The organism is Shewanella sp. KT0246, assembly GCF_019654955.1.
In the GTDB taxonomy this organism is placed as follows: Bacteria; Pseudomonadota; Gammaproteobacteria; order Enterobacterales; family Shewanellaceae; genus Shewanella; species Shewanella goraebulensis.
Map to the genome: position 1 here is coordinate 1 of NZ_BPEV01000063.1, position 13699 is coordinate 13699.

15 protein-coding genes are annotated in these 13699 nt (G+C 39.0%); 2 read left to right on the forward strand and 13 right to left on the reverse strand.

What is annotated here, in order from left to right; genetic code table 11:
* The coding region (locus K5Q58_RS19685; protein WP_220755557.1) for a hypothetical protein at window positions 1-461 on the forward strand (461 nt) is incomplete at its 5' end.
* Window positions 462-558: 97 nt separating this feature from the next.
* Here the strand turns inward: K5Q58_RS19685 and K5Q58_RS19690 are convergent.
* The 13 genes from K5Q58_RS19690 to K5Q58_RS19750 all read right to left on the reverse strand — a co-directional run bounded on the left by K5Q58_RS19690 (window position 559) and on the right by K5Q58_RS19750 (window position 12694).
* Window positions 559-768: a DUF2897 family protein gene (locus tag K5Q58_RS19690; protein WP_220755558.1), complete on the reverse strand. Its 210-nt coding sequence runs from the start codon at window positions 766-768 to the stop codon at window positions 559-561.
* 26 nt (window positions 769-794) lie between these two features.
* Window positions 795-1532 (reverse strand): 8-amino-3,8-dideoxy-manno-octulosonate cytidylyltransferase KdsB, encoded by a 738-nt coding sequence (gene kdsB / locus K5Q58_RS19695; protein WP_153913475.1) that lies wholly within the window; start codon window positions 1530-1532, stop codon window positions 795-797.
* A 75-nt stretch (window positions 1533-1607) separates the two neighbouring features.
* The gene (gene kdnB / locus K5Q58_RS19700) at window positions 1608-2678 is read right to left on the reverse strand and encodes a 3-deoxy-alpha-D-manno-octulosonate 8-oxidase KdnB (RefSeq protein ID WP_220755559.1); all 1071 of its coding nucleotides are present in this window, start codon (window positions 2676-2678) and stop codon (window positions 1608-1610) included.
* A gap of 84 nt (window positions 2679-2762) precedes the next feature.
* The gene (gene kdnA, locus K5Q58_RS19705; RefSeq protein ID WP_220755560.1) at window positions 2763-3947 is read right to left on the reverse strand and encodes an 8-amino-3,8-dideoxy-alpha-D-manno-octulosonate transaminase KdnA; all 1185 of its coding nucleotides are present in this window, start codon (window positions 3945-3947) and stop codon (window positions 2763-2765) included.
* Window positions 3948-4226: 279 nt separating this feature from the next.
* Complete coding sequence (can, locus tag K5Q58_RS19710; RefSeq protein WP_220755561.1) at window positions 4227-4856, reverse strand: carbonate dehydratase; 630 nt, start codon at window positions 4854-4856, stop codon at window positions 4227-4229.
* A 147-nt stretch (window positions 4857-5003) separates the two neighbouring features.
* Window positions 5004-5813, reverse strand: coding sequence for an alpha/beta fold hydrolase (locus K5Q58_RS19715; RefSeq protein WP_220755562.1), 810 nt, complete (start codon window positions 5811-5813; stop codon window positions 5004-5006).
* A gap of 101 nt (window positions 5814-5914) precedes the next feature.
* Entirely contained in the window at window positions 5915-6622 is a 708-nt protein-coding gene (locus K5Q58_RS19720) for a M15 family metallopeptidase (RefSeq protein WP_259651405.1), read from the reverse strand.
* Window positions 6623-6645: 23 nt separating this feature from the next.
* Window positions 6646-7779, reverse strand: coding sequence for a succinyl-diaminopimelate desuccinylase (gene dapE / locus K5Q58_RS19725; RefSeq protein ID WP_220755563.1), 1134 nt, complete (start codon window positions 7777-7779; stop codon window positions 6646-6648).
* The gene (locus K5Q58_RS19730; protein WP_220755564.1) at window positions 7779-8129 is read right to left on the reverse strand and encodes an ArsC family reductase; all 351 of its coding nucleotides are present in this window, start codon (window positions 8127-8129) and stop codon (window positions 7779-7781) included. The genes dapE and K5Q58_RS19730 overlap by 1 nt, the downstream gene beginning before the upstream one ends.
* A 148-nt stretch (window positions 8130-8277) precedes the next feature.
* Window positions 8278-8787, reverse strand: a complete 510-nt coding sequence (gene crr, locus K5Q58_RS19735; protein ID WP_220755565.1) for a PTS glucose transporter subunit IIA — start codon at window positions 8785-8787, stop codon at window positions 8278-8280.
* A 100-nt stretch (window positions 8788-8887) separates the two neighbouring features.
* A complete protein-coding gene (ptsP, locus tag K5Q58_RS19740; protein ID WP_220755566.1) occupies window positions 8888-10582 on the reverse strand; it encodes a phosphoenolpyruvate--protein phosphotransferase in 1695 nt (564 codons plus the stop codon).
* Window positions 10583-10593: 11 nt separating this feature from the next.
* Window positions 10594-10851, reverse strand: coding sequence for an HPr family phosphocarrier protein (locus K5Q58_RS19745; protein ID WP_220755567.1), 258 nt, complete (start codon window positions 10849-10851; stop codon window positions 10594-10596).
* 205 nt (window positions 10852-11056) lie between these two features.
* Window positions 11057-12694: a methyl-accepting chemotaxis protein gene (locus tag K5Q58_RS19750; RefSeq protein WP_220755568.1), complete on the reverse strand. Its 1638-nt coding sequence runs from the start codon at window positions 12692-12694 to the stop codon at window positions 11057-11059.
* A 294-nt stretch (window positions 12695-12988) separates the two neighbouring features.
* On the opposite strand from K5Q58_RS19750, the gene K5Q58_RS19755 reads away from it, so the two are divergent.
* On the forward strand, window positions 12989-13687 hold the full coding sequence (locus tag K5Q58_RS19755; protein ID WP_220755569.1) for a DUF3334 family protein: 699 nt from the start codon (window positions 12989-12991) through the stop codon (window positions 13685-13687).
* Window positions 13688-13699 lie beyond the last annotated feature (12 nt).

Sequence of the window (13699 nt, forward strand, 5' to 3'; positions counted from 1 at the left end):
GCTCAGAACTTAAAAAAAACAAACTTAAGATTTATACTGCTAGGAAAAAGAAGAACTCTTTTAATGAACTAAGCCATAATATTCCTAGTGACGCAACATATTGGAATTTTCCAACTTTATTAGATGTAAGTTTATTCGTTCAAGATGAATCAACTAGGGTAATTGAATTTCCTATATCCTTAAAACGTAAACCAAACAAGGTATATGCTTTAAATGTTGGTGTAAGGCATGGCCTCGACGACAGTGGTGACAAAGGGTTATACGTTAAAGTTCTCGATATAAACAAGAATCAACTTATATCATTTTATTCTAGTGAAAAAGGTTGGAAATGGGATGTATTGGAAAATTTAAACCAAGAGGACTTTATTGTGTCAATTGAAGACCTAGATACGAGTTTTAAAAATATGAACTCAGGTAATAAAGCACAGATTAAAGTTAATCTAGTGGAAAAGTTAATGTGATTAACTGCTTTTTTAATTCTGACAATTTGTATCAGATGAAAGAGACTCATTCGAGTCTCTTTTTTTGTAAAAGTGTTCAGTATATTACTTGTCGATTTTACTTGTTGGTTTCAGTATCGCTATTATCATCGGTGGCATTTTCAGTTTTATGACTATTGTCAGCGTTATTATCACTGTTTGGTTTTTTGGGTTCACCAAATTGAGGCATTTTAAACTTAGCACTATATTTTAAAACGGCTAAATTACTGGCAATAATACCAACAACTAAGATGATAATGATCCACACTTCTAAACCAGATAAATCCATGCCTACCTCATTTAATAATAACTTGTCTAATCAACAGCTAAACGTTGTTCACATTTGCGTATATCTTCAGGCGTGTCAACTTCTGGGGAATCAAAGGCACTAATTGCAACTTTGATTTTATGGCCATATTCTAAGGCGCGAAGTTGCTCTAATTTCTCTAAATCTTCTAAACGCCCTAGAGGCAACTTAGCAAAGGCATTAACAAAGCGACGGGTATACGCATAAACGCCAAGGTGCTTATAAACAGGGTAGTCATCTGTGTCACGGCCAAATGGAATGCATGAGCGCGAGAAATATAATGCATTAAACTCATTATCGAAAACCATTTTAACGTGAAGCGGGTCATCACGTTCTTGCTTGTCGATAATTTCAAAGCCTAATGTCGCCATTTCAAACTCACCTGGATGGCGTTCAAAAAGGCTAATAATCTGTTCAATTGAAATAGGGTCAATAAGTGGTTGGTCACCTTGAAGGTTTATCACCAAATCATCATCAGCCAAACCAAGTTGGCTAATAGCATCATTAATGCGATCGGTGCCTGATGCCGCTTCTGGGCTAGTCATGACAACTTGGCCACCAAATGACTCTACCGCTTCTTTTATACGGTCGTCATCAGTTGCAACATAAATATTATCTAATCCTTTAGCTAATGATGCACGTTCGAAAACGTGTTGAATCATTGGCTTACCATTAATAGGTGCTAGTGGTTTGCCAGGGAAACGGCTAGAACCATATCTAGCAGGGATTAAAAGAGTAACTTTCATCAATAAACCTACTTATCTTAAAACGATAAACAAAAGGGCTCTAATGAGCCCTTAAAGATAGCTTTTAGGGCTAAATTAAATGCGACGGAATAACTTAGTCAGCATTTCATCAGTAACTTTTTGTTCCCAGCCAGCGCCGTAAACATTGTCCCATAATGGGCCCATGCTTTTAGTCACTGCAACCATCTTAGCGATAGTTTCATCTGGTAAATCTTTACAGATGTTTTTCGGTAACGTGATGTTATGAACTTCCATCATTTTACGGAATTCTTTAACGCCTTCTGGGTAAAACTCTTCAAGTACGTCAAATGCTAAACAGTTACCGATACCGTGATGGTAACCTAATACATAACCTAAGCCGTATGAAACTGCGTGACATGCGCCAACTTGACTATAAGCGATACTCATACCACCCATGTAAGATGCCATCATTAACTTGTCGTCTTTTTCTTCGTGATTGTCGATGAAAACTTCACGGCATAAGTCCATAGACTTTTCAGCGAATGCTTTAGCAAATTCGTTTAGGTATGTACCTTCTAGTGATTCAACACAGTGGATGTAACAATCCATACCTGTATAGAACCACTGATCTGTTGGAACACCTGCAATCAGTTCAGAATCCATAATGATTTGGTCAAAAACAGTGTAATCTGAGTTTAATCCAAGCTTACGAACAGGGCCACAAAGTACAGCAGTACGTGACGCTTCAGCACCTGTACCAGAAACAGTTGGAATACCAATGTGATGAACGGCTGGATTCTTAATTAAATCCCAACCTTGATATTCAGCACTGCCACCTTCGTTGGTTAGCATAAGTGATACTGCTTTAGCTAAATCAAGGGTAGAACCACCACCAAGACCAATAACACTCACTGGAAGTTTAGTATTAAAAGCTTGAACTTGTTCTGTTAGTGCATCCACTTGTTTCGTTGTAGGCTCATCATCTACATTCACATAGATTAATAAGTCATGATCCTTTGCAGGAACACGGCCAGCAAGTTGTTTATCTTGATGCACATCATCAACTAAAAAAACCACGAAATCGTTAGCTTCTTTACGCTCTTCTGCAAGTACGGCATCAAGTTGAGCAAATGAACCGCGACCAAAAATCATTTTTGGTACGCATTTAAAATTTTTGAAACTCATTACAACATTCTCCGTTGAGATTAGTACTGTAAAAAGTACTATCGCGCCAATTTGCAAAAGGCGCGATAGAAATAATCTGATTAATTAAGCAAAAGCACGTTTGATGTTTTCAATACGCTGGGCTATTTCTTCTTCTGTCCAAGACAGTTTAATTAGCATCGAAATAGTACGGCTCATGATGGCATCAGACTTAGGTGTTTCAACCTTAGTGTAATCTGGACGATCTTGAATTAATGTGATCGGTAATGCAGCAGGAGATTTAAGCTCTTGAATGTGCTTCCAGTTGTTTAGGTAATGCCAGTTGTTTACATACCAGTAGAAACAACCATCAACGCCGTTTGCAGCTAACTTTTTGTTAATTTCGACAGTACGTTCTTCTGTTGGCATTAAGAAAGTTAAGAAACCAGCTGAATCACCTTCAGGATCTGGAATTTCACGGAAAGTCACTTCTGGGATATCAGCCATGGCATCTTTAATCAGCTTTTTGTTGGTACGCTGAATATCGATGATTTTATCTAGCTTACGTAACTGAGCAAGACCCATTGCAGAGTTCATTTCAGAAATACGGAAGTTTAGCCCCATGATAGGGTGGCCTTCTGCACCGCGGTCATTACCAACGTGGTCATGGCCGTGATCTGAAAACATGTGCGCATGGTTATAAATAGTTTCGTTATTCGTCATGATTGCGCCGCCTTCACCACAGGTGATGGTTTTAACAGAATCAAATGAATAACAACCCACATCACCAATAGTACCTAAGGCTTTGCCTTTATAACTGCCGCCAATGGCTTGACAAGCATCTTCAAGAATAACTAGGTTGTGCTTTTTACATACCGCTAAAATTTCGTCCATTTTAGCCATTGAACCACACATGTGAACAAGGTTGATTGCTTTAGTGCGTGGTGTGATTGCCGCTTCAATCCCTTCTGGAGATAAACAAAGTGTTTCATCAATCTCGGCAAAAATAGGGACTGCGCCAGCCATAAATACTGCTTCCACTGAAGCAACAAAGGTAAACGGAGGAACGATAACTTCATCACCGGCGCCAATACCTGCTGCAGCCATAGCTGTTTGTAATGCGGCGGTGCCACTAGAAACAAGATGAGCATGCTTAGCATTCATCTTTTCGCAAAGAAGGGCTTCCATCTCACGAGTCTTCCAACGATCGTTACGCATGTGATCGAAGTTATAACGAAAGGTAAAACCATTTTCCATCACATCAGCGACTTCTTGCTTTTCCTCTGGACCAAATAATTCAAAACCTGGCATGGAAATTATCTCCTAAAAAATGCAGTGCGCGAGGTCGCGCTAAATAAACCCGAAGATTATAACTGGGTTAGGGCGTTAATTGCATTAACTATATGACGTTTACGTGTGATTGCATGGAAGTTTCAGCATATTAGATTCATTAAATGCTAATTTTTATATGACAGAAGCTAAACTCGAGTATGTAACTGTTTAAAATTAATAGATAAAAACAACAAAGCCCACATTATCAGTGGGCTTTGTTGTGTGTTATTTGATTTTATTAATCTTACTTCATGGATATCAACTTGTTGGCGTTTCGTCCTTCGCGTTAGCATGTTCACTGAAAACAGTCACATCTAAGTCGGTTAATAACCCATTATTAATTCCGTAAATCCAACCGTGAATAGCGACTTCTTGACCACGATCCCAAGCATCTTGAACAATTGATGTGCTGGTGACATTGGCAACTTGTTCCATCACGTTTAATTCGCATAGACGATTAAAACGTTGTTCTTCATCAAGCTTCTCAAGGTCTATGCTATGTAGGCGATAAATATCCTTTAAGTGACCTAGCCAGTTATCAATAAGTCCAAAACGTTCGTTACTCATTGAGGCTTTAACGCCACCACAACCGTAATGGCCAACCACCATAATGTGTTTAACTTTAAGGACTTCAACGGCATACTGAATAACAGACAAACAGTTTAAGTCAGTGTGAATGACCATATTGGCAATGTTACGGTGAACAAAAACTTCACCTGGCATCAAGTCAATAATCTGATTAGAAGGTACGCGGCTATCAGAACACCCAATCCATAAATACTCAGGATTTTGTTGTTCGGCGAGTTGTTTGAAGAAATCAGGGTCTTCTTCGTTTATACGTTCAGCCCAGCGGCGATTGTTATCAAATAGAGGCTTAAGTAATTTCATTTATTGTTTAGACCCAAATAATAGTGAAAGATGTAGAGTGATTTTTATTCAGCCATTAGCTGATTATTATCATTTTCAAGAGTATATCAGCAATTTAAATTATGCTGGTCTATCCATTCAATTTATTAAATTGAAATCATTTCACGCTTAGCTAAGAAATGTTTCTAAGGTTTGATTCACTTTCTCAGCTTGTTCAATATTTGAAAAGTGTCCACCATTAGCGATTTGCACCAGTTGACTACCTGAGATGCAATCTTGCATTAAATAAGCTTCTAGCATTGTTCTAAGTTGGTTTTGTTCACCAATCATGATTAAGCAGGGTAAAGCGAATTGTTCAACCAATTCTAAAGTGTCACGTTTATATAGTGCTAATGGGCTAAACAATGCGAGTTGTTCAATTTGTAAAGCTGATAAATTCGTAAGCTTATGAACTAAAGCATTTTTTGCTTCAGACTCTTGTGATGCAATAAAGAATTTGTTTGCGACTATTTCAGCTAATGAAGCGCTGCACTCTTTTTGCTCATTGGCTTGGTCTATCCACCCTTGATATTTGGCGCAATTAACTTGAGGCTCAAAACCGATAAAAGCATTTGAAAGTACCAGTTTTGAAATTTTTGTAGGCTTTGACAACACCATTTCAGCAGCAATTGCGCCACCTGTGCCATTACCTAAAACAGTGCAGTTTTCAATTTCAAGTGACGTAAGTAATGCCAAGCAGTGCTCAGCAATTGTAATCAACGAGGTAGTGCCTGAAGGCATTGCTTCTGACTGACCATGAGCCCACAAATCAACAGCAATACAGCGATAGTTTTGGCTTAATTGTTCGATCTGAGGTCGCCACATCGTATTATCAGAGAGGAAACCATGGATAAAAAATAACACAGGTCCTTGACCTTCATCTGTGTAATGAAGCTGGTGACTATCGATGTTAACACTTAGCGGTACTGATTGAGTCATGGTGTTCTCTAAAACGGGAAACGGTAAAAATTATCAGCTTAGGCTGATGTGAATGACAGTGCTTAAATATAGCGACAATATTGGTTTACGATTATGCATCATTAAACAGTCACTTCAGATAACTCGGGCGAATTAGCGACAAAAAACACATAATGGTCAACTAGAGTATCAAGTTTTTTAAGCAGGGCTGATTGTAAAGTGATTTCAGCTTGAGACAAGAGCTGTCGTAAGGAATCTTGCTGATATTGTGATAATAACTTTGAAGACTCAGGAAAATAGCTTAAATGCCATGGTTCAGGGCTAACACCACTTTTTTTTGCCTGATAAGGTAAGTAAAATCCATGTTCTTTTGCATGCTGATTTAGCCAACTAGCTAACTGAGCGCAAGGGCCATTATCAACATACTCATCACTGATTAATTTTAAATCAGCCTTGCTAATGTTATTACCATCAAATACATCAATATCTGTCCCCCAATGATGCCGTGAAGCTCCTGGTAGCGCAGACCAACATAGAATGGCATCTACTAATTGCTCATCTGTTAAGCGTGAGTAATCAATTGGCTGGTTATTAATATCAAGCAACGTGCGCTTACCTTGTGCTTTACCATTCCAAATAGCCATTTGGCGCTCGAAATTTCGATAAGCTGAACAAATCTGAATATCAATACCATCAGATAGGGCATGTTGCTGCATTTTATTAAACGCAGTTAACGTTCCTGACGTCAGTAAGAATTGGCCTAGTGGTACAAGGTGAGATTCATCCAGCCCATATAAGGCTGGATGTTGCAGATTTGTCAATTTAGCCAAGTTTTGTGGCTCTGACAGGTTGGTTACTCGCAAAGCAGTTTTTCTAAAATTGATTCATAGCAAAGCGCTAAAATTTCTAGGTCAGACACTTTTACGCACTCATTAATTTTATGAATGGTGGCATTCACAGGGCCAAGCTCGATGACTTGAGCGCCTGTTGGTGCGATAAAGCGTCCATCTGATGTGCCGCCTGATGTTTGTGGATCGGTTTCGTAACCTGTGACATCCAAAATAGCAGCTTTTGTAGCTTCCAGTAATGGCCCGTCACCGGTTAAAAACGGCAAGCCGTTAAATACCCAATCGATGTCATAATCTAAACCGTGGGCATCAAGAATATTTAATACTCGTTTAATTAATTCTTCCGCAGTGACTTCAGTTGAGTATCTGAAGTTAAACATCACCTGCAAATCACCTGGAATTACATTTGATGCGCCAGTTCCGCCATTAATGTTGGCTATTTGAAAACTGGTCGGTGGAAAAAATTCGTTACCATTATCCCAATGCATTTGAGCAAGTTCAGCTAAAGCTGGTGATGCTTTGTGTATCGGGTTATCAGCAAGATGAGGGTAGGCTACATGGCCTTGAATTCCTTTGACAGTTAAATTACCAGTAAGACTTCCTCGGCGGCCGTTTTTAACTACATCACCTAGTTTATGAGTCGATGAAGGCTCTCCTACTAATGACCAAGTGATTTTCTCATTTCGAGCTTCAAGAGTATCAATAACACGGGTAGTCCCATTGATGAACGGTCCTTCTTCATCACTGGTAATTAAAAACGCAATTGAGCCTTTATGATCAGGATGCTTAGCAACAAAACGTTCAGTTGCCACAACCATTGCGGCTAGCGAGCCTTTCATGTCAGCAGCGCCGCGGCCGTGAATATAATCATCAATGACTGTTGGCTCAAAAGGGGGCGTGTGCCACTTACTTAAATCGCCAGTAGGCACCACATCAGTGTGGCCAGCAAAACAAAAGACTGGACTTTTTGTCCCACGTCTTGCCCACATGTTAGTGGTGTCATCAAATACCATAGATTCAATATTGAACCCGGCTATAGCGAGTCTGTCACCCATCAGCTTTTGACAACCTTCATCTAGCGGGGTAACTGAAGGACGAGCAAGCAAGTCTTTAGTGAGTTCTAATACTTCCTGAGTCATTATTTAAACCACGCTTGGTAATCTGCAGCCTTGAAACCGATTAAGATTTGATTGTTTTGAACTAACACTGGTCGTTTAATTAAAGTTGGAAACTCCACCATTAACTGCAGCGCTTTTTCTTTCGTAATATCGGATTTTTGATCATCGGTTAAGTTACGAAAACTCGTGCTACGTTTATTAAACAGTAACTCCCAATCTGCTAGTTCAAACCATTGGTTAATGATGTCAGCGTTAATGCCTTGTTCACGAAAATCGTGGAAAGTGAAAGCTTGGTTTTCAGATTCTAACCATTTACGTGCTTTACGAACGGTATCGCAATTTTTGATGCCATAAATAACGCTATTACTCATTGTGTGTTTTTTTCCTTGGATCTTGTTTTATCGCAGTACTGACTATTGAATTATCCAGTCGAACATTTCAAAGTCATTTATTGCACAGTACTACTTAATCATTCGTAGGGTTAAATAAATTGATTCTATAAAAGTTTGAGCTCAACTATTACAACTCAACAGTAAAGATGACATCTTTACCGGCGATAACCTGACCTTGCGCTTTAACTAAATATTGTACATCTTCCATATTTGCCAGCACGACAGGGGTCAATAAGCTTTCTACTTGGTCAGTTAAGTATTCCAAGTCAAATTCTAATATTGGATCGCCCACTTTTACTTGTTGGCCTTCTTCAGCTAAGCGTTTGAATCCATTGCCACGAAGTTCGACTGTACCAACACCAAAATGGACGAACAGCTCAAGACCTTGAGCTGACTCAATACTAAAAGCATGATTGGTTTCAAATATTTTGCCGATCGTGCCATCAATGGGCGCTAAAATGAGCTTGCCTGTTGGATTAATCGCTAATCCATCGCCGACGATTTTCTCTGCAAAAACTACGTCGGGTACTTGTTCAATTTCTACTAGATCGCCTGATACAGGAGCAAAAATTTCAATACCGCCGGTTAAGGTCGGTTGTCCTGAAATAAGTCGGCGTATACGGCTTAAAAATCCCATGAGATATAGCCTCTTTTTATAATGTTTTTATGGTTTTATTCTAGTGTTGTCTGATTTTTTTATAAACAATAAATATTGAAAAATACTAAATAAAGTCAAATTAACTGAATAACTGGTTTAATTGTTCTATGTGGCTAAAGCCTAGCGCTTGTTGTGCTTGGGTGTAAAAATGTTGATATTGGCCATTACAAATAGTGGCTTTAACATCCAATAAGCTGGCCGTATTAACACTTAGCTCATCAATTCCTAGACCGACTAATAAACTAATTAGTTTCGTATCACTGGCTAATTCACCACACAAACACACTTTGGTTTGATGTATTTTACAGGTATCGACCGCCATTTTTATAAATCTGATCATTGCAGGGGACACTGGCGGATAGTCTTTCACTAATACTGGGTTGCCCCTGTCTGCCGCTAATGTATATTGAGTTAAGTCATTGCTACCAATACTAATAAAATCTAACTTAGGCAATAAGTGCGGCAAATTAAGTACTGCGGCTGGTGTTTCGACCATAATGCCTATATTTAGCTCTCCAAACCCTTTCTCTTCTTCAATAAGCTGCTGTTTGCACCAATCGATTAACTCGAAAGCTTGTTCAAGCTCTTCAACCTGGTTCACCATTGGAAATAACAGTCTTATTCGGCCGTGATTAGCAGCTCGCAGCACTGCTTTGATTTGGGTAGTAAATAGTGATTGATGTTGAAGACTATAACGTATGCCACGAACACCTAAGGCAGGGTTATCTTCATACTGCTGGCTTAAACAAGGGATTTCTTTATCTGCACCGATGTCGAAGGTTCGAATGGTGAGTACTTTGCCATTTAAACTATGCAGTGCATCACAATATTGTTGATATTGCTGTTTTTCATCGGGTACTGAATCAACTTGCATCAGTAAAAACTCGGTTCTAAATAAGCCAATGCCGGCAGCGCCACTGTGTTCGATTTGAGTAATATCGTTGAGGCTGCTGACATTTGCCAGTAAGCAAACAGGATGGCCATCAAGGGTAACGCTTGGCTTATCAACATAGTGTAATAAAGCAGCGCGACGTTGAGTTTCTTGTGCTAATTTTTGTTGTAATAACTGCTTGGTTTCGGGTGATGGATTGATATGAAGCTCACCGCTGAAAGCATCTAATATTAGCGGGCTACCATCATTGATATCATAAGTATTAAATTGGCAACTGAGTAGAGCGGGGATCCCAGCAGCTTTGGCCAAAATAGCGGTATGACTGGTTAAGCCGCCTGTTTGTAGAACAATCCCTTTAATTTTGTTTAACGGAATAGTGGCAAACTCAGCAGGGGTAATATCTTCAGCCAGTAAAATGCTGTTATCAGTAAGCTTTGAAACGTCCCATTGCAATGTTCCGTTTACCGCCGACATGAGTCGCTTACCCAAGCAAATAACATCATTACTGCGATTTGCCATATAAGGGTCATCGAGTTGCGCTAGTTCTTCTGCATGTTGGGCAAATATTCGTTCAACCGAAACAACAGCAGAAAATCTAAAGCGGGTAATATAGTTTTTGAGCTGCTCTGCTAAATCATCATCTTCTAAAAGCATGATGTCGGCATCGATTAAGTGGAAGTGTTCACTGTCTGGCTCAATTTTTGACTGACAATGTTTTAAGTGGCTGCTAAGAAAGCCAATTGCTTTGGTAGCTTTTTCACATTCTTTTGCAATGTCGGCAACAGGTAATAAACGATAATCGACAGTTTGATTATGCAGGTGAATATGAACCGCTTGTCCAAATGCGACCCCGGGTGACACTACAATACCTGTTACTGCCATAAACGTTCCTGTTAGCTTAGAGTGATAAGTAATTCAGAGACAGTTTCTACCGCTATTTGAGCCTGTGCTCCATCAGCAAATACCTTAACAGATTGGCCTTGATATAACCCTAAGGTTTGTAATTTAAACAAACTTTTGGCACTCGCTTGTTTGCCATTACATTCGACTATGACGTCACAGTCAAAGTTTTTTGCAGCTTTGACTAATAAAGCGGCAGGGCGGGTGTGTATTCCGTGGGGAGCAATAATGGTGACGGTCTTTTCGTACATCTACACTAACTCGTTCATTAATAATGAGACAAATAGTACCGTAAACTCGACCCTGCTAACAGTAAGTTTGCAGCAATAGTCTAGTTTAGAAATTAATAATGATTCATTTATCTTGAAAGCTAACTTGAGTGGTTAAATATAGGGTAAGTGATAGAGTTTTATTAGGAAAAAAGGTGCCACTCAAATTGATGGCACCTTGGGAAAGTTAGTCTGTTTTGAATTGACCTAGATTTTCAGTCACATTTTGACTGATGATTTGCAATGATTGCGCAGCATGAGAGTTAGTTTCGTTGGTTCTTACCGCAATTTCAGTTAACTCTGAAATTGTCGTGATATTGCGGTTGATTTCTTCAGTGACTTGAGACTGTTCTTCGGTTGCACTAGCAAGCTGAGTGTTCATGTCGCTGATGGTTGCTATAACGGCTAATATTTCCGTCATTGCTTCTTGTGACTGAATCGCTTTGCTTTGTAATTGTATTGATTGCTCTTGGGTTTCTGTATTGCTTTTAATTACTAACTCCACACCATCATGGATGTTGGTAATAATTTTATTGATTTCATTGGTAGAGGCTTGAGTACGAGTTGCTAACGCACGCACTTCGTCAGCAACGACTGCAAAACCACGGCCATACTCACCAGCACGGGCTGCTTCAATCGCTGCATTAAGTGCAAGTAAGTTAGTTTGGTCAGCAATACCACCAATAGTGTCCAGAATTGAGCTAATTTCTGCAGAAGACTTGCCTAAATCGTGAGTAACATTTTCAGCATTTTTAAGTTCGGTCACCAACAGATCGGTTTCATGCACAGTTTCTTGCATAAAGGTATGAGACTGCTGTGCTTGTTGCTTAACGTTATTTGCCCCATCAGCAGCTTGATAAGTATTTTGTGCCATATCGTTGGTGGTCGCGAGCATTTGATTAACTGCTGTTGCAACACTTTGAGTTTCACTGTGAATGAGCTCAGCACTTTGATTTGACTCTTCAACAGCGACTAATAAATGCTGTGCATCGGTATCTAACTCTTTGCCTAGTGGCTTCAGCTCTGATACAACAGCTGCAATTTTGATGACAAAATCATTAAAGGCATCAGCCATTTTGGCTACTTCATCTTTACCACTATTATCTAGACGTCTAGATAAATCGCCTTCACCTTGTGCTATATCTTCCATTGCAGCAATCGCAGCATTAATAGGCGAGGTGATAGACACATTTAATAGTAAGAAAAAGCCAAAAATTGGAATAGAAATAAGCATCATGATTATTAGATAATTAATCACCACACTACCCATACTCTCTTTTACATCACCGGCACTAGCATGGGCGATAATAGTCCAGCCCCAATCTGAGAAGTACTCAGCTCCAGATAAAATGGTTTCAACCCCTGAGGTCGATGACAAGTTATGTTGATACTCAAGTTGGCTGGTGGTCATTCTACGCGCATTGCTGACCAGTTCGATTAATGGTTTTGAACCATCAGATGCTACATAGCTATCAAACGAACGTCCTTCAAGAGAGCTGACTTCTGGGAAACTAATAATGACGTTATCTTGGTTTACTACAATGTAAGATTCATTGTGACCGTAACGTAGCTCGGATATAAGGGTTAAAGATTGTTGCTTTAAACTGGCTAGATCTTGTTGGTGATTACTTTGTCTAACTAAGGCATTTAATAAAGATGTCGCAGTGGAGACTTGCGCTTCTATTTGCACTTTCTTTTGATTGATAAGGTTATTGTATTGTTCATTGATTGAAAAACTCGCAAAACAGACTGTACCTATTGCCGCCAGAGCCAACATAATGATGAGACGTTTCAAAATAGTTAACTGTCGTAAGAAGGCGATCATAAATATCCTTAACAATGTATTTTTACAATATATTGGGCAAATATAGACAGTTTTAGTTCTGGAAAGAACTTCTTAATACGAGAAGTGTGATCCATTGATGTCTTTTTACATAAAGATACAAATATTGCCCAATAAAGAGTCATCGAGCTAAGTTTAGAAAATCATAATTTTCAGATTGTTAACGCACTCAGTGTTACGTCAATTTTTTATTTTTGCTAATGAGATGTTTTGGCTTTGATTTATTATTCGATAAGCCTCAGAATGAGGAAAAAGTAAAACTAGGTAAAAATTGCTATGGATTCAGTTCAAATTGTTACTACCGATGACATCTTGCTTAAGCTGTGTCACTCCGTTTCCCACGTTCTTTCTAGTACCAGTGACAGTCAAGTTACCCATGCCGGTATGGTGCAAAATATTACCCGCACCTGTTTGAAGCCTGATTTAGGTTGTTTTTCCATTTTTGATGGCGGTTTCTCGGGTTTAGTGGTGATTAATTTTTCAAAAGAAGCTGCTATTGAAATCTATCGTCGCTACATGATCAATATGGGCATGCCTGAGTCTGAATTAGCTTTTTCCCATACTTCTGATGATGTTGGCAACGTGATGGGAGAATTGATGAACCAAATTTTAGGAGATTTCATCAAAACAATTTCAAAAGAGTTGCAAACATCGATCAGTCAAAGTCAACCAAAGATGTTAACCATTAATAAAGAGTTAACTATATCGATTGACACTAATTTAGATGAAGCGGTATCAAGAAGAGTGTCATTCAAAACAGCTGATAATCATATTTTTTACCTTGAATTTGCAATGGACAAAACTGAATTTATTAAACTGAAAGAGTTTGAATTAGATGAAGAATTTGATCCAGATTCACTTATCGAAGCCCATGGGAATGGCAGTAATAAGCAAGCAAAACCCGTGGCTAAAAAAGATGAACAAGTTGTGGTTACAGATGATGCCGATGATTTATTGAATGAATTGGGTTTATAAATTAAATTAAAA